Source organism: Streptomyces sp. NPDC039430, assembly GCF_055639435.1.
Map to the genome: position 1 here is coordinate 57,957 of NZ_JBVKAK010000006.1, position 22,190 is coordinate 80,146.

The 22,190-nt window shown below is 71.1% G+C and carries 21 protein-coding genes; 10 read left to right on the top strand and 11 right to left on the bottom strand.

What is annotated here, in order from left to right:
• Window positions 1-94: 94 nt before the first annotated feature.
• The 4 genes from egtA to egtD are packed head-to-tail and all read left to right on the top strand — an operon-like array spanning window position 95 to window position 4,432.
• On the top strand, window positions 95-1,369 hold the full coding sequence (gene egtA / locus ACZ7LS_RS16890; RefSeq protein ID WP_382969078.1) for an ergothioneine biosynthesis glutamate--cysteine ligase EgtA: 1,275 nt from the start codon (window positions 95-97) through the stop codon (window positions 1,367-1,369).
• Between the two features lie 17 nt (window positions 1,370-1,386).
• A complete protein-coding gene (gene egtB, locus ACZ7LS_RS16895; RefSeq protein ID WP_382665273.1) occupies window positions 1,387-2,715 on the top strand; it encodes an ergothioneine biosynthesis protein EgtB in 1,329 nt (442 codons plus the stop codon).
• Window positions 2,715-3,473, top strand: coding sequence for an ergothioneine biosynthesis protein EgtC (egtC, locus tag ACZ7LS_RS16900; RefSeq protein ID WP_382665152.1), 759 nt, complete (start codon window positions 2,715-2,717; stop codon window positions 3,471-3,473). Before egtB ends, egtC begins: the two co-directional genes overlap by 1 nt.
• Entirely contained in the window at window positions 3,470-4,432 is a 963-nt protein-coding gene (gene egtD / locus ACZ7LS_RS16905; protein ID WP_382969075.1) for an L-histidine N(alpha)-methyltransferase, read from the top strand. The genes egtC and egtD overlap by 4 nt, the downstream gene beginning before the upstream one ends.
• Here the strand turns inward: egtD and ACZ7LS_RS16910 are convergent.
• The 3 genes from ACZ7LS_RS16910 to ACZ7LS_RS16920 all read right to left on the bottom strand — a co-directional run bounded on the left by ACZ7LS_RS16910 (window position 4,327) and on the right by ACZ7LS_RS16920 (window position 7,642).
• Window positions 4,327-5,283 (bottom strand): lysophospholipid acyltransferase family protein, encoded by a 957-nt coding sequence (locus ACZ7LS_RS16910; RefSeq protein ID WP_382516197.1) that lies wholly within the window; start codon window positions 5,281-5,283, stop codon window positions 4,327-4,329. The two genes, egtD and ACZ7LS_RS16910, sit on opposite strands and share 106 nt — an antisense overlap.
• Complete coding sequence (locus tag ACZ7LS_RS16915; RefSeq protein ID WP_385133527.1) at window positions 5,280-6,095, bottom strand: GNAT family N-acetyltransferase; 816 nt, start codon at window positions 6,093-6,095, stop codon at window positions 5,280-5,282. The genes ACZ7LS_RS16910 and ACZ7LS_RS16915 overlap by 4 nt, the downstream gene beginning before the upstream one ends.
• A gap of 296 nt (window positions 6,096-6,391) precedes the next feature.
• The gene (locus ACZ7LS_RS16920) at window positions 6,392-7,642 is read right to left on the bottom strand and encodes an extracellular solute-binding protein (RefSeq protein WP_382516193.1); all 1,251 of its coding nucleotides are present in this window, start codon (window positions 7,640-7,642) and stop codon (window positions 6,392-6,394) included.
• A gap of 321 nt (window positions 7,643-7,963) precedes the next feature.
• Between ACZ7LS_RS16920 and ACZ7LS_RS16925 the strand changes: the two genes are divergently transcribed.
• Window positions 7,964-8,179, top strand: coding sequence for a dodecin (locus ACZ7LS_RS16925; RefSeq protein WP_385133603.1), 216 nt, complete (start codon window positions 7,964-7,966; stop codon window positions 8,177-8,179).
• Window positions 8,180-8,190: 11 nt separating this feature from the next.
• Here the strand turns inward: ACZ7LS_RS16925 and ACZ7LS_RS16930 are convergent, their stop codons facing one another.
• Window positions 8,191-8,679 carry a phosphatase domain-containing protein gene (locus ACZ7LS_RS16930; protein ID WP_382880362.1) on the bottom strand — a complete coding sequence of 163 codons (489 nt, stop codon included), beginning with the start codon at window positions 8,677-8,679 and terminating at the stop codon, window positions 8,191-8,193.
• Between the two features lie 481 nt (window positions 8,680-9,160).
• On the opposite strand from ACZ7LS_RS16930, the gene ACZ7LS_RS16935 reads away from it, so the two are divergent.
• A complete protein-coding gene (locus ACZ7LS_RS16935) occupies window positions 9,161-10,345 on the top strand; it encodes a Cmx/CmrA family chloramphenicol efflux MFS transporter (RefSeq protein ID WP_385133524.1) in 1,185 nt (394 codons plus the stop codon).
• Window positions 10,346-10,352: 7 nt separating this feature from the next.
• On the opposite strand, the gene ACZ7LS_RS16940 is transcribed toward ACZ7LS_RS16935, so the two are convergent.
• Genes ACZ7LS_RS16940 through ACZ7LS_RS16950 form a run of 3 tightly spaced genes read right to left on the bottom strand, consistent with a single transcriptional unit; the run spans window position 10,353 to window position 13,769 of the window.
• Window positions 10,353-11,102 carry a succinate dehydrogenase/fumarate reductase iron-sulfur subunit gene (locus ACZ7LS_RS16940; RefSeq protein WP_382665154.1) on the bottom strand — a complete coding sequence of 250 codons (750 nt, stop codon included), beginning with the start codon at window positions 11,100-11,102 and terminating at the stop codon, window positions 10,353-10,355.
• Window positions 11,099-13,057: a fumarate reductase/succinate dehydrogenase flavoprotein subunit gene (locus tag ACZ7LS_RS16945; protein ID WP_385133522.1), complete on the bottom strand. Its 1,959-nt coding sequence runs from the start codon at window positions 13,055-13,057 to the stop codon at window positions 11,099-11,101. The genes ACZ7LS_RS16940 and ACZ7LS_RS16945 overlap by 4 nt, the downstream gene beginning before the upstream one ends.
• Before the next feature lies 1 nt (window position 13,058).
• Window positions 13,059-13,769 (bottom strand): succinate dehydrogenase, encoded by a 711-nt coding sequence (locus ACZ7LS_RS16950; RefSeq protein WP_382878350.1) that lies wholly within the window; start codon window positions 13,767-13,769, stop codon window positions 13,059-13,061.
• Between the two features lie 94 nt (window positions 13,770-13,863).
• Here ACZ7LS_RS16950 and ACZ7LS_RS16955 point away from each other — a divergent pair, with 94 nt between their 5' ends.
• Window positions 13,864-14,820 carry a LysR family transcriptional regulator gene (locus ACZ7LS_RS16955; RefSeq protein WP_382665156.1) on the top strand — a complete coding sequence of 319 codons (957 nt, stop codon included), beginning with the start codon at window positions 13,864-13,866 and terminating at the stop codon, window positions 14,818-14,820.
• On the opposite strand, the gene ACZ7LS_RS16960 is transcribed toward ACZ7LS_RS16955, so the two are convergent.
• The 3 genes from ACZ7LS_RS16960 to ACZ7LS_RS16970 form a co-directional block, all read right to left on the bottom strand.
• Window positions 14,817-16,988 (bottom strand): putative bifunctional diguanylate cyclase/phosphodiesterase, encoded by a 2,172-nt coding sequence (locus ACZ7LS_RS16960; RefSeq protein ID WP_382516178.1) that lies wholly within the window; start codon window positions 16,986-16,988, stop codon window positions 14,817-14,819. The two genes, ACZ7LS_RS16955 and ACZ7LS_RS16960, sit on opposite strands and share 4 nt — an antisense overlap.
• Entirely contained in the window at window positions 16,985-17,797 is an 813-nt protein-coding gene (locus ACZ7LS_RS16965; protein WP_382516176.1) for an SAM-dependent methyltransferase, read from the bottom strand. Before ACZ7LS_RS16965 ends, ACZ7LS_RS16960 begins: the two co-directional genes overlap by 4 nt.
• Window positions 17,798-18,007: 210 nt before the next feature.
• Complete coding sequence (locus ACZ7LS_RS16970) at window positions 18,008-18,967, bottom strand: SCO0930 family lipoprotein (RefSeq protein ID WP_382665157.1); 960 nt, start codon at window positions 18,965-18,967, stop codon at window positions 18,008-18,010.
• Window positions 18,968-19,674: 707 nt separating this feature from the next.
• Here ACZ7LS_RS16970 and ACZ7LS_RS16975 point away from each other — a divergent pair.
• From ACZ7LS_RS16975 to ACZ7LS_RS16985, 3 genes are all read left to right on the top strand, one after another.
• On the top strand, window positions 19,675-19,818 hold the full coding sequence (locus ACZ7LS_RS16975) for a hypothetical protein (protein WP_385133518.1): 144 nt from the start codon (window positions 19,675-19,677) through the stop codon (window positions 19,816-19,818).
• A gap of 14 nt (window positions 19,819-19,832) precedes the next feature.
• Window positions 19,833-20,597 (top strand): bestrophin-like domain, encoded by a 765-nt coding sequence (locus ACZ7LS_RS16980; protein WP_382516168.1) that lies wholly within the window; start codon window positions 19,833-19,835, stop codon window positions 20,595-20,597.
• Window positions 20,598-20,778: 181 nt separating this feature from the next.
• Window positions 20,779-21,318 (top strand): hypothetical protein, encoded by a 540-nt coding sequence (locus tag ACZ7LS_RS16985; protein ID WP_382516165.1) that lies wholly within the window; start codon window positions 20,779-20,781, stop codon window positions 21,316-21,318.
• A gap of 158 nt (window positions 21,319-21,476) precedes the next feature.
• On the opposite strand, the gene ACZ7LS_RS16990 is transcribed toward ACZ7LS_RS16985, so the two are convergent.
• Entirely contained in the window at window positions 21,477-21,962 is a 486-nt protein-coding gene (locus tag ACZ7LS_RS16990) for a hypothetical protein (protein WP_129768503.1), read from the bottom strand.
• Between the last annotated feature and the right edge of the window lie 228 nt (window positions 21,963-22,190).

Below are 22,190 nucleotides of genomic sequence, written 5' to 3' on the forward strand. Positions count from 1 at the left end.
CGAAGCGGCGAGAGTGGCTTTAGGTTGGACGAAGCACTTCGCCCCCAACCCGGGAGCGGAGTCCGGTCACGGTCTTCGACAGGAGGATCCGGCCATGCCATCCGACGGTTTCCCCGACGAGGGAACACCACTCGGCGAAGATGACGCCGAGGATCTACTACGCGGTATCTGTTTCAAGACGGGCCCGCCCCGCACCGTGGGTGTGGAACTGGAATGGCTCGTGCACGACCTGCGCTCCCCCGAAAGAGCGGTCCCGGCCCACCGCCTCAGAGAGGCGTACGAGGGGCTGAGGGACCTGCGCCTCGCATCGGCACTCACCTTCGAACCCGGCGGCCAGCTGGAGCTCAGCTCCCCGCCCGCCGCGTCACTGATGGAGTGCGTCACCACCACCGCCGCGGACCTGGACACCGTACGCCCGGCCCTGCGTACGGCGGGACTCGCGCTCGCGGGTCTCGGACAGGACCCCTGGCACTCCCCGCACCGCATGCTGCGGGAGCCGCGCTATGACGCGATGGAGACCTACCTCGACCGGATCGGTCCTGCCGGGCGCGCCATGATGCGGACCACGGCCTCCATCCAGGTGTGTCTGGACGCGGGCCACGAGGAGCCCGGCCCGCTCGGTTACGGCCGGCGCTGGCAACTCGCCCATCTGCTGGGCGCGGTGCTGGTGGCCGCCTTCGCGAACTCGCCCATGAGCGAACGCAGACCGACCGGCTGGCGCTCCACCCGGCAGGCGATGTGGGCACAGCTGGACCCGGCCCGTACCGCCGCGCCCTCGGCGCGCTACGAACCCCGTGCCGCCTGGGCGGCGCATGCCCTGGACACACCGGTGATGTGCATCCGGGCGGAGAAGGGGCCCTGGCCGGTGCCCGACGGGCTGACGTTCCGGGAGTGGATGAGGTCCGGGCTGCCGCGTCCGCCGGTCCGCGCGGATCTCGACTACCACCTCACGACGCTGTTTCCGCCCGTCCGGCCGCGTGGTCATCTGGAGTTGCGGATGATCGACGCCCAGCCGGGCGAGGACGGCTGGATGGTGCCGCTCGCCGTCACCACCGCGCTGTTCGACGATCCCGAGGCGTCGGAGACCGTCTACCGCACCGTCAAGCCACTGGCGGAGACCGCGGGTTCGCTGCCCGCTCCGCGCAATCTCCTCTGGGCGAACGCGGCGCGGCACGCGCTGAGCGACCCGGAGCTGCACGCCGCGGCGATCGCCTGCTTCGCCATCGCCCAGGAAGCACTCCCGCGCGTCGGCGCCACGAAGGCCGTACAGGACGCCGTCGCGGCCTTCAACGACCGCTACGTCATGCGCGGCCGATGTCCCGCCGATGATCTGCGCGCCTCTGTGAACGGGAAGGACCCCAGGCCATGACCGACTCCGCGGAAACCATGGAAGGCGCGGACAGCGTGGAAGCCGTCGGGACAACGGCGGAACGGCTGCGGCGGCGCGCCGTCGAGGCCCTGACGGCCGCCAGGGACCGTACCGCTCTGCTGACCTCCTGTGTCGACGACCACGAGCTGACGGCGCAGCACTCGCCGTTGATGTCCCCGCTGGTCTGGGACCTGGCGCACATCGGCAACCAGGAAGAGCAGTGGCTGCTGCGGACGGTCGCGGGACGCGACGCCATCCGCCCGGAGATCGACTCCGTCTACGACGCCTTCGAGCATCCCCGGTCCGCGCGGCCGACGCTGCCGCTGCTGCCCCCCGCCGAGGCGCGCGCCTACGCCTCCGACGTACGCGGCAGAGTCCTGGACATCATCGAGCACACCCCGCTGCACGGCGGTCCGCTGCTGGACGCGGGGTTCGCCTTCGGGATGATCGCCCAGCACGAGCAGCAGCACGACGAGACCATGCTCATCACCCACCAGCTGCGGCGGGGCCCCGCCGCGCTGACCGCGCCCCCGCCGCCCGCCGGGGACACCACGGGACTGCCCTCAGAAGTGCTCGTACCGGCCGGGCCCTTCACGATGGGCACCTCCACCGAGCCCTGGTCGCTGGACAACGAACGCCCGGCCCATCAGCGGCTCGTCCCGGCGTTCTTCATCGACACGGTGCCGGTGACCAACGGTGCATACCAGCACTTCATCGACGACGGCGGCTATACCGACGAACGCTGGTGGGCCGCGGCCGGCTGGGAGCAGATCCGTACGCACGACATCGGCGCTCCGCTGTTCTGGCGGCGCGAGGGCGGGCAGTGGCTGCGCCGCGCGTTCGGCGTGGTGGAGCCGGTCCCCGCGGACGAGCCGGTGCTCCATGTGAGCTGGTACGAGGCCGACGCGTACGCCCGCTGGGCGGGGCGGCGGCTGCCGAGCGAGGAGGAGTGGGAGAAGGCCGCCCGGCACGATCCCGTCTCCGGCCGGTCGCTGCGGTACCCGTGGGGTGACGACGAGGCCACCCCGGAGCGCGCCAATCTCGGCCAGCGCCATCTGCGGCCGGCCCCGGCGGGCAGCTATCCGCGGGGCGCCTCGCCGCTCGGCGTACGGCAGTTGATCGGGGACGTCTGGGAGTGGACGTCGAGCGACTTCCTGCCCTATCCGGGGTTCGCCGCGTTCCCGTACCGGGAGTACTCGGAGGTGTTCTTCGGCAGCGCCCACAAGGTCCTGCGGGGCGGGTCGTTCGCGGTGGACGCGGTGGCGTGCCGCGGTACGTTCCGCAACTGGGATCTGCCGGTCCGCCGCCAGATCTTCTCCGGTTTCCGTACCGCCGGGGATGTCTGATGTGCCGCCATCTCGCCCGGCTTGGGCCGCCGGTGACGCTCGGTGAGGTGCTCATCGCGCCGCCGCACGCGCTGTTCCGGCAGTCCTGGGAGCCGCGCCGGCAGCGCAACGGCACGGTCAACGCCGATGGTTTCGGGGTGGGCTGGTACGCGGAGGGCGATCCGCTGCCCGCCCGCTACCGCCGTGCGCGGCCCATCTGGGGGGATCTCGGATTCACCGATCTGGCGCGGGTGATCCGTACCGGCGCCCTGCTCGCCGCGGTACGTGACGCGACCGAGCCGGGCGCCGACGGGGAGGCCGCCGCCGCGCCGTTCTCCGACGGGCCGTGGCTGTTCAGCCACAACGGCTCGGTCGGCGGCTGGCCGGGCAGCCTCGCGGGCCTGGCCGCGTCCCTCCCCGCCGAGGAGCTGCTCACCCTCGCGGCCCGCAACGATTCCGCGCTGGTATGGGCCCTGCTGCTGCACCGGCTGCGGGCCGGTGACGAAGTCGGCCAGGCACTGCGAGACACCGTCCTCGACATCGCCGCCGCCGCGCCGGCCTCCCGGCTCAATCTGCTGGTCACCGACGGTGAGCGGATCGCCGCGACCGCGTGGGGGGACACCCTCTGGTATCTCACCGATCCCGGGGGCCACTGGACCGTGGTGGCCTCCGAGCCGTACGACGACGACGCGCGCTGGCGCGAGGTCCCCGACCGCACCCTGCTCGTGGCGACCCGCGACGACGTGCTGTTGTCCCCACTCAAGGAGCCACCCGAGTGAGCCCGTTCCTGCTGACCCGCACCCTGCCCGAGGACGCCACGGACGCGGCCCTGCGCGCCGATGTGCTCCAGGGGCTGACCCGTACGCCCAAGGTGCTGCCTCCCAAATGGTTCTACGACTCCCGGGGCAGCGAACTCTTCGAGGAGATCACCAGGCTGCCCGAGTACTATCCGACCCGCGCCGAGCGGGAGATCCTGCTCGCGCGGGCGCCGGAGATCGCGGCGGCGACCGGGGCGCGGACCCTCGTGGAGCTGGGGTCCGGTTCGTCCGAGAAGACCCGTCATCTGCTGGACGCGCTCACCGGTCTGCACAGCTATGTGCCGGTGGATGTCAGCGAGAGCGCGCTGACCGGGGCCGCCGAGTCCCTGCTCGCCGAGCACCCCGGACTCCATGTGCACGCGCTCATCGCCGACTTCACCGGGGGGCTGGCGCTGCCCGGCACCCCGGGCCCCCGGCTGGTCGCGTTCCTCGGCGGCACGATCGGCAATCTGCTGCCGGCGGAACGCGCGTCGTTCCTGGCATCGGTCCGGGGGCTGCTCGCGCCCGGTGACGCGCTGCTGCTCGGTACGGACCTGGTCAAGGACGAGTCCGTCCTGGTCAGGGCGTACGACGACACGGCCGGGGTGACGGCCGCCTTCAACAAGAACGTCCTCCTGGTCATCAACCGGGAGCTGGGCGCGGACTTCGATCCGCGTGACTTCGACCATGTGGCGCTCTGGGACGCCGAGCACGAGTGGATCGAGATGCGGCTGCGCGCGCGCCGGGACCTCACTGCGAAGGTCCCGGAGCTGGATCTGGTGGTGCACTTCGCGGCCGGCGAGGAGGTGCGCACGGAGGTGTCGGCGAAGTTCCGTCAGGACCGGGTACGCGCCGAACTGGCCGGGGCGGGCATGGAGCTGGCGCACTGGTGGACCGATGAGGAGGGCAGGTTCGCGCTGTCGCTGGCGACCGCCGTGTGAAGGACGCGGTCCGTGGCCCCGTCCATGACCGCGGTCCTGGCGGCGCCGTCCGTGACCGTGCGGGCGATCCCCGACCGGGCGTCCCCCGCCAGCTCGCGGCGGTCGGTGTGGCGCCCGGCGGGGATCAGCGGCAGGACCGTGATCTCCGCCGTGAGCCCGCCGGCCGTCACGACCCGCCACAGCGAGGCGGTGATGGTGTCGTCCCCGACGAACGCCGGAGCGCCGGACGGCTCCCCGTCCGGCGCGCGGTAGGTGACGCGTACCGGACGGACAGCGGCGTCCGCGTCCAGGGCCGCCTGGAAGACGGCGGTGGTGAACCGCCCCTCGTCGCGCCCGCACCAGGTGCAGGCCTCGGGGAAGACGATCACCCGCGAGCCGGCGGCGAGCGCGGTGGACAGGGTCCGTACGGTCCCGGGCAGCGCCCGCAGCCGCTCCCGCTCGACGAACAGGGTGCCGCCCAGCGCGGCCATCGCGCCCAGCAGCGGCCAGCGCCGTATCTCGCTCTTGGCGAGCATCCGCCCGGGGAAGACCGTGGCGAGGAGCGGTATGTCCAGCCAGGACACATGGTTGGCGACGACGAGCACCCCGGAGCCGCGCCGGGGCGCGGGCTCCCCCACGACACGGACGCGCAGGCCGAAGAGCCGTAGCACCATGCGCGCCCAGTGCCGGGTGAGCAGGTCCCGTACGTCTCCGCCCAGGACTCTGAGGAAGGGGGCCGTCAGCGCGCCGGCCAGCACGAGACCGATCCCCGCGAGCAGCCGTACGGCCCCGGTCAGTGCCCCGGCGGCCGGGCCCTGGTGGGTGGAGCAGTCGCGGGGGGTGCAGGGCGCGGTGGGCAGCCAGGCGCTCATGCGCCGGGGGCGAGCGAGAGGAAGTGCCGCAGGTAGCGCGGGTTGGTGCGGCGCATCGACAGCAGCACGTACAGGTCGGCGACGCCGAACTCCGGGTCGTGCGCGGGCGCGCCGCACACCCAGGCGCCGAGCCGCAGATAGCCGCGGAGCAGCGGCGGCAGCTCGGAGGGCCGGGCAGCGGCGGCGGACGCGTCCGGGGTCCAGAGGCGGTGCGGGGTGACCCAGTACTCCTCCGGCGCCAGGTGCTTCTCCTTCACGGTGCTCCAGGTCGAGGCGGCGAGCGCGCCGCCGTCCGCGAGCGGGACCGAGCAGCAGCCCGCCAGCCAGTTGTAGCCGCTGTCGGTCATGTAGCGGGCGAGCCCGGCCCAGATCAGGGCGATGACACCGCCGGTGCGGTGCAGGGGGTGGACGCACGAGCGGCCGACCTCGACGAGATCGTGCCGGATCGGGGCGAGCCGGGAGAGGTCGAACTCGCTGTCGGAGTAGATCCGTCCGGCTGCCCTGGCCCGCTCGGGCGGCAGCAGCCGGTACGTACCGACGACCTCGCCGGTGCTCTCCTCGCGCACCAGCAGGTGGTCGCAGTACGCGTCGAAGGCGTCGACGTCCAGCCCCGGTTCCGGGCCGTCGAGCCGGGCGCCCATCTCGCCGGCGAAGACCAGGTGCCGCAGCCGCTGGGCGGCCCGGACGTCCTCCTGGTCGCGGGCGAGGGACACGACATAGCGCGGCTCGGCGGGTCCGGGCCCGGACCCCGTGGCGGGGACGGGGACAGCGGGACCGGCGGGGACGAAGGGAGCGGGGGCGATGGCGGACATGCGGACTCCTGTGCCGGTAGGGAAGGCAGGCCGCCGGGGTCCGCCGCTCGCGCGACGGGCCCGGCACCTAGTTTCTTCCGTGGCCGACTGGATTTGACATGACCACACGGCGGAGAGCGGATGTGAGACGGCTGAATGGCCGGGAGTACGGGGGGCGCGCGATTGGTCCGGGTTCAGCGGCTCAGCCCGTGGACCTCGGCGGGAGGTCTCGGCGGGAGGTCTCGGCGCGCGCTCTCCCCCGAGACCTCGGCCCGCCGCCCCCGCCCGCGCCCCCACCCGCGCCTCCGCCCGCGACCTCAGCCGGACAGCAGCGCCGCGCTGATCTGCTCGGAGGCCGTCCTCGCCGATTCCTCCGGGTCCTGGCCCTCAAGGACGGCCGTCATATACGGCTTGATCGGGTTGTCGGCCTCGACGCTCGCCCACTGCGGGGAGTTCGGGGTGGCCCGCCCCCGCGCGGCGCCCTCGGCCATCGCGGCCGTGCTCGCGTCACCGCGGATGACCTCGGCGAGGGTCGTCTTGTTCGGCACATAGCTCATCGTCCGGGCGAGGTCCGTCTGCCAGGTCTCGCCCGCCAGCGCCTTGACCACCTCGACGGCGGCGGAGTGATGGCTGGAGTTCTTCGGGACGATCAGATCGGAGCCGCCGGTGAAGACGGCCCCAGGCTTGCCGGCGTTCTTGCCGGGAATGGGGAAGAAGCCGAGCCTGCCCTTCAGTTCGGGGTTCTTCTCCTCGATGATCCGCGCCGAGCTGGGGGTGGAGATGATCTGCGCGACATCGCCCTCGGCGAAGACCTCCGCCTGCGGGGGCTTGGCCTCGTCGGAGTTCTTCGGTCCGTCGCCCAGCGACTGGAGGTCCTTGTAGAAGTCCATGCCTCTCAGCGCGGCGGGCGTATGGATCGTTCCCTGCCACTCGCCACCGGACTCGACGGCCAGCTCACCGCCCTCGTCCCAGATGAACCCGGCCAGGGTGTACCAGTCCTGCCCGGCGAGGTAGATGCCCTGGTTCCCGCCGCGGTTCAGCTCGGCGGTGTCGTCCAGCCACTGCTCCCTGGTCTTGGGCGGATTCTCGATCCCGGCGAGCGCGAACAGGTCCTTGTTGTAGATCACGACGCGATTGGCCGCGTACCAGGGGATGCCGAACTGCGCGCCGTTGATGCTGCCCGGCTGCGCGAGACCGGGCAGCCAGTCCTCGCTGCCCAGATCCCGTACCGACTCCAGGGTGAGGTCGCGCAGATTGCCGCTCTCCGCGTACTGGGCGACCTGGGTGTTGCCGACCTCGATCACATCCGGCGTGTCCTCGCCGTCCAGCGCGGCCAGCACCTTCTCGCCGATCCCCGTCCACTCCTGGATCTTGATGTCGAGCTGGACGGACGGATGTTCCTTCTCGTAGTCGTCCACGAACCGCTTGAGGAAGTCGTCCGAGACGCTGTCCTTCATCAGCCAGACGGTGACCGTCACGGAGTCGTCCCCGCCGGGCAGCATTGCGCAGCCGCCGAGGGCGACGGAGGACACAAGGGCCACGGAACAGACGAGAGGGCGGTTCTTCACGTAGGTCAACCTTCTGGCGTGAGTGCACGGAGCAGGAAGAGAGGGCCCGACGTGGGGGGAGCGAACCGGGTTCGCACGGGTGTGTGGGATTTTGGTATGGACCAAACGGCCGGTCAAGTCCCGGAAGCGAACGGAACGCGGACGGAAGGGAACGCGCCGCCGTGACGCCCGCCCCCGGGCCCGCTCTCCGGACGGACGACGCCCCTGCGGACGCGCTCGCGCGGCGCCATCCGGCTCCGGACGTCTCGCGGAGCGCCGCGCGGTGAGGCACGGTGGAGTGACACCGCGACACCCATGACGCGCGAAGAGGAGAGCGACGCCATGTCCCACCACACCTACCGGGTCACCGAGATCGTCGGCACCTCGCACGAGGGCATCGACGACGCCATCCGCAATGGCGTCGCCCGCGCCTCCCAGACGCTGCGTGGTCTGGACTGGTTCGAGATGACGGAGGTACGGGGCCATATCGTCGACGGCGACATCGAGCACTACCAGGTCGGACTGAAGGTCGGCTTCCGCCTCGACGACGCTCACTGAGCCGGTCGCGGTCAGGTGCGGCCCTCGCGCTCCTGCGCGTCCTTGAGCGCCTGCGACGTGCTCGCCCAGCGGGCCCGTACGACCCGGAAACCGGCCCGTTCGGCCGCGTCACAGACCAGTTCGTCGTCGTCCACCAGCATTCGCACCTCCCGGCCTCCGGCCAGCCTGCGCAGGATCTCCAGTTTGGTCGTACGCGCGGGCCGCCGGTCGTCGTTCCGGCGCATCCAGATCCGCCCCTCGGGCAGGCCGTGTGCGCGCAGCCAGGCCAGCGTGTCCGCGCGGCAGCGCTCCGGACGGCCGGTGAGGTACATGACCTCGCACTCGTCGGCGGCCTCCGCGGCCAGCCGTACCCCCTCGGCCAGTGGTGTGTCCTGTCCGGCCGCGCCGAAGAATCCGTTCCAGTCGCGGGGCCGCCGCTCCAGGAAGTGCTGACGGTGACCGGTCTCCGCCAGCGTTCCGTCCAGGTCGAATACGGCCAGCGGCCTGCTGTTCCCCGTCATCCCGCTCCCCGTCGCGCGCGTCATGTCCCGCCAGCCTAAGGGCTGTTCCGTACTCCCCGGCGGGCGCGCGACGAAGGCCCACGGCTCGCCGCCGCGTTCGACATCGCGGGCCCGGCCCCGCTAGCCTGCCGCCATGTCCAGTCCCGAGGCGTCAAGACTCTAGCCACCGGCCGTCCGGTGGCCCGCTCACGTTGTCGCGTCGCCACGCTCCGCGGCCCATGGGGCCGTTCGCGCTGTCGGCCGCTTCGCGCCGCCATCGGATCGCCGTAGTACGGACTGTGTTCGGCCCCGACCGGGTGTCACTTCCCTGATGCCGGGGCTCTTCGCGCGGTGGCCGCCGCGTGTCTCCTGGCCGGACCGCCGATGAGCGGCGTCCGTACGGATGCTCCCGCGGCCCGCCGCCGCCCTGTCGGCGCCTTCGCCGACTGCCTTGTCGGTCCATTCGGTCACACGATCCACGGTGTGGTTGCGGAGTTCTGTTATGCCATTCGCTCTCTACCTGCTCGGACTGGCGGTCTTCGCCATGGGGACGTCCGAGTTCATGCTGTCCGGCCTCGGGCCGGACATCGCAGACGATCTGGGGGTGTCCATCCCGGCGGCGGGGTCGCTCACCTCGGCGTTCGCCGTCGGGATGGTCATCGGCGCACCGCTGATGGCGCTGCTCGGTCTGCGCTGGTCGCGACGGCACGCGCTGCTGGTCTTCCTGCTCACGTTCCTCGCCGTCCATGTGGCCGGCGCGGTCACCACGAGTTACGGGGTACTGCTGGTCACCCGGGTCATCGGGGCCCTGGCCAACGCCGGGTTCCTCGCGGTGGCGCTGGTGACCGCCACCGGCATGGTCGAGCCGAACGCCAAGGGGCGCGCCACCTCCGCGCTGCTCGGTGGTGTCACCATCGCCTGTGTCGCGGGCGTTCCCGGCGGGGCGCTGCTCGGTCAGCTGTGGGGCTGGCGCGCGGCGTTCTGGGCGGTGGCGCTCGTATCGGTGCCGGCCGTCGTGGCGATCCTGCGGGCGGTCCCGAGCGGCGGCGCCGGTCCCGCGGGGACGAGCGCGCGCCGGGAACTGCGCGCGCTGCGCGAGCCCCGGCTCCTGGTGACGCTGCTGCTGGGCGCGCTGGTGAACGGCGCGACGTTCTGTACGTTCACCTATCTCGCGCCGCTGCTCACCGAGGTGGCCGGACTCGGCTCCGTGTGGGTGCCCGCCCTGCTGGCGCTCTTCGGTCTGGGTTCGTTCGCCGGGGTCACCATCAGCGGCCGGTTCGCCGACGTACGGCCCGTCCCGCTGCTGGTGGGCGGAGGCGTGGCGCTGCTCGTCGGCTGGGCCGTCTTCGCGCTGACGGCCGGGAACCCGGTGGTGGCGGGCGCGTTCGTGTTCGTCCAGGGGACCCTCTCGTTCGCCGTCGGCGCCACGCTGATCTCGCGGGTGCTCTACGCGGCGACCGGGGCGCCGACCCTGGCCGGCGGGCTCGCCACGGCCGCGTTCAACGTGGGCGGCGCGGTCGGGCCATGGGCCGGCGGCGTCGCGATCGGCGCCGGACTCGGCTTCCGCGCACCGCTGTGGGTCAGCGCGCTGCTGGTGGCCCTCGCCCTCGTCACCGCCGGCGTCGCCCGGGGAGTGCTGCGCGGGACGGCCGACGACGACGAGGGGGTGGCGACGGCGGCCCGGTAGCCGATGCTCAGGAGCGTGAGACCTTACGGGCCGCCCGCAGCCACTCCTTGTTCATCGCCGCGATGGACGGCAGCGGGATCCCCTTCGGGCAGGCGGTGGCGCACTCACCGGCGAGGGTGCAGCCGCCGAAGCCCTCCTCGTCCATGGTCGCGACCATGTCGAGGACCCGGGTCTCACGCTCCGGTGCGCCCTGCGGCAGCACATTGAGGTGGTTGATCTTGGCCGAGGTGAAGAGCATCGCCGAACCGTTGGGGCAGGCCGCGACGCAGGCGCCGCAGCCGATGCACTCGGCGTGCTCGAAGGCGAAGTCGGCGTCGGGCTTGGGCACCGGTGTGGCGTGTGCCTCGGGCGCGGCGCCGGTGGGAGCGGTGATGTAGCCGCCCGCGCCGATGATCCGGTCGAACGCGGACCGGTCCACCACCAGGTCCTTGACCACGGGGAAGGCCCCGGCCCGCCAGGGCTCGACGTCGATGGTGTCGCCGTCGTCGAAGTGCCGCATATGGAGCTGGCAGGTGGTGGTGCGCTCGGGGCCGTGGGCGTCGCCGTTGATGACCACACCGCACGCGCCGCAGATGCCCTCGCGGCAGTCGTGGTCGAAGGCGACCGGTTCGTCGCCCTTGAGGATCAGCTCCTCGTTGAGGGTGTCGAGCATCTCCAGGAACGACATGTCCTCGGAGATGCCGTCGATGCCGTAGGTGACCATGGCGCCGGGGGCGCCGGCGTCCGGCTGTCGCCAGACGCGCAGGGTGAGCCTCATGCGTAGCTCCGCTGGGTGGGGTGGACGTACTCGAAGACGAGGTCTTCCTTGTGCAGGACGGGCGCGGTGCCGGTGCCGCCGAACTCCCAGGCCGCGGCGTACGAGAACTCCTCGTCGCGGCGGGCGGCCTCACCGCCCTCGGTCTGGGACTCCTCGCGGAAGTGGCCGCCGCAGGACTCGGCGCGGTGCAGCGCGTCGAGGCACATCAGCTCGGCCAGTTCCAGATAGTCGACGATCCGGTTGGCCTTCTCCAGCGACTGGTTGAGCTGCTCGCCCGTGCCCGGCACCTTGATCCGGCGCCAGAACTCCTCACGGATCTGCGGGATCCGGTCGAGCACCTTGCGCAGGCCCTCGTCGGTGCGGGCCATTCCGCAGTGCTCCCAGAGGAGTTCGCCGATCTCCTTGTGGAACGAGTCGGGCGTACGGTCGCCGTCGACGGCGAGCAGCAGCCGCAGCCGGTCCTCGGTGTCGGCGACCGCCTCGGCCACCTCGGGGTGGGAGTCGTCGATCTCCTCCTGGTGCGGATTGCGGGCGAGGTAGTCGTTGATGGTGGACGGCAGGACGAAGTAGCCGTCGGCCAGGCCCTGCATGAGCGCGGACGCGCCGAGCCGGTTGGCGCCGTGGTCGGAGAAGTTGGCCTCGCCGATCGCGAACAGGCCGGGCACGGTGGTCTGGAGGTCGTAGTCGACCCAGAGCCCGCCCATCGTGTAGTGGATCGCCGGGTAGATCCGCATGGGTACCTCGTACGGGTTCTCGGCGGTGATCCGCTCGTACATCTCGAAGAGATTGCCGTACTTCTCCTCGACCGCCTTGCGGCCGAGCCGGTCGATGGCGTCGGCGAAGTCGAGATAGACGCCCTGGCCGCCGGGTCCGACCCCGCGGCCCTGGTCGCAGACGTTCTTGGCGGCCCGTGAGGCGATGTCGCGCGGGACGAGATTGCCGAAGGAGGGGTAGATCCGCTCCAGGTAGTAGTCGCGCTCGTCCTCGGGAATCCCGGCCGGGGGCCGCTGGTCGCCGCGCGCCTTCGGCACCCAGATACGCCCGTCGTTGCGCAGCGACTCGCTCATCAGCGTCAGCTTGGACTGGTGGTCGCCGGAGCGCGGGATGCAGGTGGGGTGGATCTGGGTGAAGCACGGGTTGGCGAAGTAGGCGCCGCGCCGGTGCGCCCGCCAGATGGCGGTCGCGTTGCTGTTCTTGGCGTTGGTGGAGAGATAGAAGACATTGCCGTAGCCGCCGGAGGCGAGGACGACGGCGTCCGCGAAGTGGGTGGAGACCGCGCCGGTGATCAGATCGCGGGCGACGATGCCCCGGGCCCGTCCGTCGATGACGAGCAGGTCGAGCATCTCGGTGCGCGGATGCATCTCGACCGCGCCGGCCGCGATCTGCCGGGACAGCGCCTGGTAGGCGCCGAGCAGCAGTTGCTGGCCCGTCTGGCCGCGGGCGTAGAAGGTACGGGAGACCTGGACGCCGCCGAAGGAGCGGGTGTCGAGGAGTCCGCCGTACTCGCGGGCGAACGGCACGCCCTGGGCGACGCACTGGTCGATGATCTCGACCGAGACCTCGGCGAGCCGGTGGACATTGGACTCGCGGGCCCGGAAGTCGCCGCCCTTGACGGTGTCGTAGAAGAGCCGCTGGATGGAGTCGCCGTCGTTGCGGTAGTTCTTGGCGGCGTTGATGCCGCCCTGCGCGGCGATGGAGTGGGCGCGGCGCGGCGAGTCCTGATAGCAGAACTGGACGACGTGGTAGCCCTGTTCGGCGAGTGTGGCGCCGGCGGCGCCGCCCGCGAGGCCCGTACCGACGACGATCACGGTGTGCTTGCGCCGGTTGGCCGGGTTGACCAGCTTGGCTTCGAAGCGGCGCCGGTTCCAGCGCTCGGCGACGGGCCCGTCCGGCGCCTTGGTGTCGGCGATCGGCTCGCCGACGGTGTATGCGGCGTAGTCGGTGGGTTCGTTCATGTCAGCTCACCACTCCGGTCATGACGGCGACGGGTACGGCGACGAATCCCGCGGTCAGCGCCACCGCCAGCAGATTGGCGGTGCCCTTGAGAACGCGTTCGCGGGCGGCGTTGCCCGCTCCGAGGGTCTGCGCGGCGCTCCAGAACCCGTGCTGGATATGGAGTCCGAGGGCGAGCATCGCGACGAGGTAGATGACGTTCCCGTACCAGGTGGAGAAGGTGTCCACGACGTTCTGGTACGGATGGCCGGCCTGGAAGCCGCCGGAGTGCACCGTGCCGGTGGTCAGATCGAGGATGTGCCAGACGATGAACAGGGCGAGGATGATCCCGCCCCAGCGCATGGTGCGGGTGGCGTATCCGGCGCGGGCCCGCTTGTGCGCGTACTTGTCCGGGCGGGCGGCGAGGTCGCGGCGGCTGAGCTGGTAGGCGCAGACCGCGTGCAGGACGACCGCGACCACGAGGACGACTCGGACGATCCAGAGCGCCCACTCGTAGTGCAGAATCGGTTCGCCAATGGTGCGCAGCCAGTGCGCGTAGCCGTTGAACTCCGGTGGTCCGAAGAAGATCTTGAGATTGCCCAGCATGTGCGCGACCAGATAGCCGAGCATGATCAGGCCGCTCACGGCCATGACCGTCTTTTTCCCGATCGTCGATCCCCAGAGGGTGCGGGTCATGGACGGCCGTTGGTCCGTCCCCCGCGTTGCCAGCGCCATGGACACCACGCTAGGCCGCGCGATACCTAGAGGTCCAAGACATGGTCCGGCTGATCTCCATAGGCAGTTCCTATCGCGGGTCTACCCTGGCTCCATGCAGTTCCAACAGCTTCTCTACTTCGTGGCCGTCGCGGAGACCCGGCACTTCACCCGCGCCGCGGAACGGGTCCATGTCTCGCAGCCTTCCCTCTCCCAGCAGATCAGAGCGCTGGAGAAGGAGCTGGGGGCCGAGCTGTTCAGCCGCGCCCGCGGTAATGTCACCCTCACGGACGCGGGCGAGGCGCTCCTGCCTCTCGCCCGGCGGATCCTCGCCGACACCGAGACCGCGCGCGTCGAGGTGCAGGAGCTGGTCCAGCTGCGGCGCGGCCGGGTCAGGCTGGGGGCGCCGCCGAGCCTGTGCACCGGACTGCTGCCCGATGTCCTGCGGGCCTTCCACGATCTGCACCCGGGCATCGAGCTGCTGATCGAGGAGAGCGGCTCCCACGACCTCGTACGGGAGCTGGCGCGCGGGGCGCTGGATCTCGCCCTCGTGGTGATGCCACTGCCGGCCGCGTCGCCCGCGCTGACCACGGTCGAGCTGCTGCACGAGGACCTGGTCGTGGTCTCCTCGGCCGCCGCCCCGGCCCCGCGGCGGCCGGCCAGGATCGCCGATCTGGAGGGCGAGCCGCTGGTGATGTTCCGGCACGGCTACGACCTGCGCGACCTCACGGTGGCCGCGTGCCGGGCCGAGGGGTTCGAGCCGTCGTTCACCGTGGAGGGCGGTGAGATGGACGCCGTCCTCGGTTTCGTACGGGCCGGTCTGGGCGTGGCGGTCGTACCGAGCATGGTCGCGGCACGGGCGCGCGATCTGAGGGTCACCGCCCTGGCCAGGCCGGGGCTGCGCCGTACGATCGCACTCGCCCACCGCAGCGACGTCGCCCCGCCGCGTGCCGCCAGGGAGCTGCAGAAGGTCCTGCTGGCCACCCAGCCCGCGGCCCCGGAGGGATCCGGGACCGCGGGCGGGGGCGGAAGCGGGGCGCCGGGCCGTCGCGCGTCGGACAGGGCCCGCTAGACCGCGTCCGCGAGTGCCAGCGCGTGCAGTTGCTCGGGCGGCCCCGGTCTGGCGTAGTACCAGCCCTGGGCGGTGTCGCAGCCGAGCCGGCGCAGATGCTCCGCCTGCGCCCCGGTCTCCACCCCTTCCACGGTCACGGCCAGCTCCAGGCTGTGCGCGAGCGCGACGATCCCCTCGACGATCTTCAGATCGACCGGATCCGCCGGATGCTGCTGCATGCCCTGGGTGAAGGAACGGTCCAGTTTGAGGACGCTCACCGGCAGCCTGCGCAGATTCGCCAGGTTCGAGTAGCCCGTGCCGAAGTCGTCGAGCGCGATGTCCACGCCCATCTCGGCGAGCTGGCGCAGCGGCTTGAGCAGATCCTCGTCCGCGCCGATCAGCGCGGACTCGGTGACCTCCAGGCAGAGCGCGCCCGGCGGGAGACCGATCCGTTCGAGCACCTCCACCGTGTCGGCGACCAGCCCGGGGTGGTGCAGCTGGGTCGGCGAGAGGTTCACATTGATCCGCAGCGGGCCGCCGAGCGCGCCCTCGGGCAGCTGGTTCTGCCAGAACATGGCCTGCCGTACGGACTGTTCCAGCACCCAGCGGCCGAGCGGCACGATCAGTCCGGTGTGCTCGGCGAGCGGGATGAACCGGTCGGGGCCCAGCACGCCGTGCTGCGGATGCGACCAGCGCACCAGCGCCTCCGCGCCGTGCACCGATCCGTCGTCCAGATGCACGAGCGGCTGGTACTCGATGAAGAACTCACCACGCTCCAGGGCCGCGGGCAGCGCCGTGGTCAGCCCGTGCCGGGTGATGGCGCGGGCGTCGGCCTCCGGATCGGCCACCTCGTAGCGGTTGCCGCCCGCGGCCTTGGCCCGGTACATGGTGATGTCCGCGCTGCGCAGCACCTCCGCGGGGCTCCGCCCGGCGGACGGTCCCTCCACGATGCCGATGCTGCCCCGGACCGTGAACTCCCGTCCTTCGAGCCGGATCGGAGTGGTCAGTACGTGGAGGATCCGGGAGGCGAGGTCGGCCACGCCCCGCTGGGTGTCGGGCCCGGTGGTCAGCGCCACGAACTCGTCGCCGCCCAGCCTGGCCACCATCTCGCCCGGCGCGGTGGCGCAGCTCTGGAGCCGGTCCGCGACCTCGACCAGCAGCCGGTCGCCCGACGAGTGGCCCAGGCTGTCGTTGATCGCCTTGAAACCGTCGAGGTCGAGATAGCAGAGGCCGAAGCGGCCGCCGCCGCCCGCCGAGAGCGTCTTCTCCAGGCGCTCGAAGAACAGCGTCCTGTTGGGCAGTCCGGTCAGCGCGTCATGCGTGGCCTCGTACCGCAGTCGCAGATTGAGCAGCCGCCGCTCGGTGGTGTCCTCCATCAGCGCCAGCTGGTACTGCGGGGCGCCCTCGGCGTCCCGCAGCAGCGAGAGGGTCAGATTGGTCCAGAGCACCGTGCCGTCGTTGCGGTAGAACGGCTTCTCGGTCCGGAAGTGCTCCCGCTCGCCACGCACCAACTCGTCGTAGAGGCGCCAGACATGGGCCGAGTCCTCGGGGTGGACCCACTCACTCACATTGCGGCTGCGGACATGGTGTTCGAGTCCGCCGAACATCTGGGTGAGGGTGTCGTTGACCTCCAGCACATTGCCTTCGAGGTCGGCGATGCCGATGCCGATGGCCGCGCCCTCGAACACCGCGTGGAACCGGGCCTGCGTGGCGTGCAGCGCGTCCTGGGCGTCGTTGCGCGCGGCGAGCGCCGAACGGGCGATGGCCTCCTGCTCGCTCAGGGTGCGCTCGCGCAGCGCCTGGGCGAAGCCGGCGGCGAGGGAGTGCTGGAGACGGGCGCAGCGGGCGCGGTTGTCCTCCGCGGTCAGCTCCTCCGTACCGCAGTACAGCACCAGATAGGAGTCGATGACGCCGAGCGTACGGCTGAGGGCCTCGGGGTCCGTGCAGTGCGCCGCCACGAGGGCGGTGCCGACGTGGATGGCGGGCGCGGTGTCGAAGGGGTGCGCGTGCAGCGCCTCCTGCAACTCCCGGGCCAGCGGCAGCAGATGCGTTTCGAACTCGGGGCGCGTCAGGGACGTGGCCGTCGCCGGGAAGATCGCCCGGCTCCAGATCGTCGCGAAGCGCCGGAGTCTGTCTTCCAGGCCGTCCGGTTCGCTCTCGGCGGCTGATGACTGCGCGGGCACCATCACGCCTTGCGTCCCACTCCGCCGAAGCCCGAGAAGGCGTACGGGTCCTCCTGGTCGGCGGGGCTGTCGGGCCGCCAGTGCGGCATGGACACCAGACCGGGCTCGACCATCTCGAAGCCGTCGAAGAACCGGGCGGTCTGCTCGCGCGTACGCATGATCAGCGGGTTGCGGATGTCCTTGTAGACGGCGACCGCGGCGCCGGTCTGCTCCTGCGGGAGCGGTACGCCGTCGTACGAGGCGTGGGTGAGGACGAGCAGGCTGCCGGGCGCGAGCGCGTCGCGCAGCTCGGCCACCGCGCCGTACGGGTCGTCCTCGTCCTCCAGGAAGTGCAGGACGAAGACGAGCAGCAGCGCCACGGGCCGCTCCAGGTCCAGCAGTCCGCGTGCCTCGGGACTGTCGAGGATCTTCCCGGGTTCGCGGAGATCGGCGCTCACGATGGCAGCGTTGTCGTCGCCGTCGAGAACGGCCTGGCTGTGGGCGACGGCGACCGGGTCGTGATCGACGTAGAGCACCCGGGCGTCGGGGTTGCCGGCCTGCGCGACCTCATGGACATTTCCGTAGGTCGGAATGCCGGATCCGATGTCGAGGAACTGGGTAACGCCCTCGTCCAGTGCGAATTTGACCGCGCGGCGCATGAAGGCGCGGTTCGTCTTCATGATCGTGGGAAGTCCCGGCATGAACCCCATTGCCTTGCGTGCCGCTTCCCTGTCCACCTCGAAATTGTGCGAACCGCCCAGATAGTAGTCGTAAATGCGGGAAACGCTCGGCATCGATATGTCGATGCCCTGCGGTGCCCAGGCGGGACGCTCCATCGATGTCTCCAACAAGTCGCCACGGGATGCGGCCAAGGTACACGGCCGGTTGTTCGAGCCGAGGCTACTGATCGCCCGCCAAGAGAGCGAGCCCAAACGGAAATTAGCGATCCGTTCTTGGTCACACGCCGTTGGCACGTGCGTTCGGTCCGCCGTCGCACGGAGCGGTGCGACGGCGGACCGACAGGCCGGAGACGCGCGGCGTGGGGACTACTTGGGCGCTCCGACCAGCTTGGAATCCGGGGAAACCGCGAACCAGGTGCCGCCAACGCCCTGACCATTGGTATCGCCCGGCTTTGTGTCACCGGCGAAGGTGTAGATCGGCCAGCAGTCGATGCTCTGCTGCTTGATTCCGTCGGGCCTGTCGAAGGTCACGAAGCCCTTCTTGATGATCCCCTCGGTGTCATTCTTGTCGACGGGGGCGACGACCGGCCACTTCTCCAGACAGGCCCCGGTGCAGGCCGACTTCATCGGCCAGGCGGAGTCCTTCGTGAACCGATAGACCGTCATTCCCTTCGAATCCACCACAATGTCACCGAGTTTGGGGTCCTTGCGGACCGAAAGCCCGGGAAGTCCGGCGGGGGTGACGTCCGCGCCCGCACCGGAGCCCGCACCGGCCACCGCGGCCTTCTTGCCGTCGGGGGCCGAGGCGAACCAGGTGCCGCCCACACCCTGGCCGTTGGCGTCGCCGGGGCTGGTGTCCTTGGCGTACCGGTACATCGGCCAGCCGTCGACGGTGAGTTGCTTGGTGCCGTCGGCGCGGGTGATCTCGCCGAGCAGTGTGGCGTCGGTGCCGGCCGCGGCCTTGGCGTCACCCGCTGCCACCACCGGCCAGGCCTTGACGCAGTCGCCCTCGCAGTTCGACTTGGGCGGGCTCGCCGTGTCCTTGTCGAAGCGGTAGAGCGTGAACCCCTCGCTGTCGGTGAGGACCTCGCCGAGCTTCTTGCTGTCCCACACGGCGAGTTGACCGGCCGGCTTGGCCGCCGCCGCGCCCGCCGCGCCCGTATCGGATCCGTATCCGGTGTCCGCTCCGTATCCGGCGTCGGCCGGCTTGGCGGCGCCGACGGACTGGCCGTTGGTGTTGGTCCCCTGGTCCTGACCGCACGCCGTCGTCAGGGCCAGTACGGCCACCGCGGTCACCGCGAGCGAGGCGTTCCGCCAGGTGTTCATGTCAACTCCCGTTATATGTAGGCCAGTTGAGGCGCCTGGTTGCGCTGCTCATGGTCCTAAGTACGGAGCGGGGGCGGCCTCGCGTTCAACGCGGCAGGAAAAAACTTCCGCGGCGCAAGCCCAAAGCCGCCACATCCCCCTATTCGAGGGAATTCGACCGGCTTTCCGCGTGCCGCGGCCCGACGCGGAACAAGCTGCTGCCCGTGTATGGATCACTCGTCGGACGGCTGCTCGCGGCCGCCGTACTCATATCCCTGTCGGCGCTCCCGCTGCCCGCCGTGGCCGGCAGCTGTGCCTACGCGCCCCTCGGGCCGGGTGGTCCCGGGGGCCCGTCGGGAGCCGTAGCCGTGGCCGGCGGCGACTGCCGGCCGACTCCCACTCCGCCCGAGCCACCACCCAAGCCCACCAAGCCGCCCAAACCGACCAAGCCACCGAAGCCCACCAAGCCGCCCAAGCCGTCGAAACCGCCCAAGCCGTCGAAGCCACCGAAGCCCACCCCTCCGACGCCGCCCACGCCCCCGGCACCGCCGCCCCGGCCGTCGCCGCCTTCGCCTCCACCGGTCCCCAGCGCCGTACCCGCGCCGCCCTCGCCCGCCGTCCGGGTACCCCTGCGGCAGCCCAGGCCCGCACCGCCGCCGCCCGCACCGAAGCCGGAACCACCGGCCCCGAGTCCCACGCGGCCTTCGCCCATCCCGTCGGCGGCACCCATGCCGTCCTCGGTGGCGCTGCCCGTCTACCGCAAGGCGACCCGTGACCAGCCGGGGAGTGGCCCCTCCCCTGTTCTGCTGATGCTCCTGATCACGGCCCCGGCCGTGCTCGCCGTAGCCGTCCTGCGTCCCCGCTCGCGCTGATCCACGGAGATCTCATGTCGGAATGGCTCGTTCTGAGCATCGCGATGGCCGCCGCCTGCGCGGTCGTCCTGACCATCGTCGTCATCAACAACCGCCGCGTCCGCGAGGACGACGACCCCTCCGAGACCCCTGACGTCATGGACTACATGACGATGATGATCGGCGTGATCTACGCGATCGTGCTGGGTCTCGCGATCGCCGGTGTCTGGGAGGGCCGCAGCGCGGCGCAGGAGACCGTGCGCCAGGAGGCCCAGGCGCTGCACGAGGTCCGGCAGCGCGTCCAGGTCTATCCCGCCGAGGTACGGGACCGGATCCGCGCCGATGTCGACGCCTATGTCACCTACGTCGTCCGCGACGAGTGGCCGCACATGTCCGAGCACGAGGCGCTGAGCGCGAAGGGCACCCGGCTCTTCGACCGGATCCGCACGGACGTCACGCGGTACGCTCCCAGGACCGATCTGGAAGGACAGGCGTACCAGCCACTGGTCGACCAGGTGGCCGCCGCCGATGACGCCAGGGGCGCGCGGGGGCAGACCGCGGGCGCCACCATGCCGGGGGTCGTCTGGTTCGGCCTCATCACCGGCGCCGTGGTCACGGTGGGACTGATCTTCGTCCTGCAGATCCGCCGTACATTCCGGGAGTTGCTGCTCGCGGGGCTGTTCAGCGTACTGATCTCGTTCCTGCTCTTCCTCATCTGGGACTTCGACGCTCCCTACGGCCGCGGGATCAGCGCGACCGCGGCGCCCTTCCTCGATCTGTTCCCGGGGATCGGGTCCTGAGGGCCGACCGGATCCCGAGGAGTACGGGTGTCCGCCGCCCGGGGGACACCCGTGCCCCATTCGCCCGTCAGCGATCGCGGCTGTGATAACGCGCTCCTAGCGTTTCGGGCATCGAGGTGCATTCCCTGCCTTATGTGGAAACGGTTCCGCAGCTGCTCCTCGGGGACCCGGAGGATTCACCATGCGCGCGATACGTGCCGCGTCCGCCGCTCTGCTGGCAGTGTCCGCACTCGTACTGACCGCCCCCACCGCGACGGCCGCCGTCGACGGCGGAAACGCGCCGTTCGGATTCACCGTCACGCCCTCCACGGTCGCGGCGGGGGGCAGGGTGACGCTCTCCGTCACCAACTGCGGTACGACCGCCACCGCCTCCTCCGGGGTCTTCGACACGGTGAACATCGCCTCGGGCCGGTCGGCCACCGCCACGGTCGACTGGGACGCCAAGGCCGGTGCCACGTACCAGGTGACCTTCACCTGCAACGGCCAGTCGGGGAAGACCAGTCTCCGGATCTCGGGCGCCACGCGGAACCCGACACCGGCTCCGACGGTCACCCGCACCACGGGTGCCACCGTCGTGCCGGGAGGTGTCCGGGGAGGGCTCGGCGGCAGCGTCGGCGGGATGAACACCACTGAACTCGTCGCCGGTACGGCGCTGGTGGTCGCGGCGGCCACCGGCACGATCTACGCCGTACGCCGGCGCGCGGAGGGCCGTAAGCACTGATCACCGGCCGTTCGGCGGCCGCCCGGACACCGGGCGCCGCCGGGCGTCCCCGTCACACGAAAAGGCCCCCGCCCCGAGTCCTCGGTCAGGACTCGGGGCGTTGGGCGTTCGGGGCCCCGCGGACCCCCGGTGGAGGCTGCCGGGAGAAGGGCGCCCGGTCAGATCCCCACACCGGCCGGTCCGCGACGGCGCGCGAGGAACAGCGAACCGCCGACGGCCGCCGTGGCGACGAGCCCGCCGCCGAGCGCCATCTCCGTGGAACTGGGGCCGATGGACCCGCCGAGCCCGCCGAGCGCGCCCCGCCCCTCCAGCACCCGGAACTGGTGGGTCGCGACCCGGTCGTTGTCACTGCACCTGACGGCGAGGTTGTAGTTGCCGGGTGTGGCGTCGTCATGGATCCGGGCCCGTGCCGTGGAGTGCCCCGACGCGTTCACGGACAGCTCGGCCCGGCGGAAGGCGTTGGACGTGACGGTGCCTCCGTGGCCGCAGCCCCGGGCGCTGATCTCGATCGTGCTGCCCTGGTGGACCTCGAACGGATTGATCGTGACATTGGTCGGACCGTTGGTGGCGACGGCCAGCGGAGCGGAGAGCGCCACGGCCGCGCAGGCGGTGGCGGTCACCGCCAGAGCGCGTGAAGCACGCATCGTTGAACCTCCAGCGGAAGGCGCCCCAAAGCGGTGCTCCGGGAGATTCGACGAGTACGCCCTCCATGACGAACCCTCACCGGGCTCCTCCGGTACCGCATTTCGGCGCTGGTCCACCTCGGTGAGCCGACACGCCGTCAGAAGGACGCCCACCGGACGGATCCGCAGGTCACAGACCGTCAGAGATTTTACGTTCCGGTTGCTCGGATGGGTCAGCCGTCACGGCTC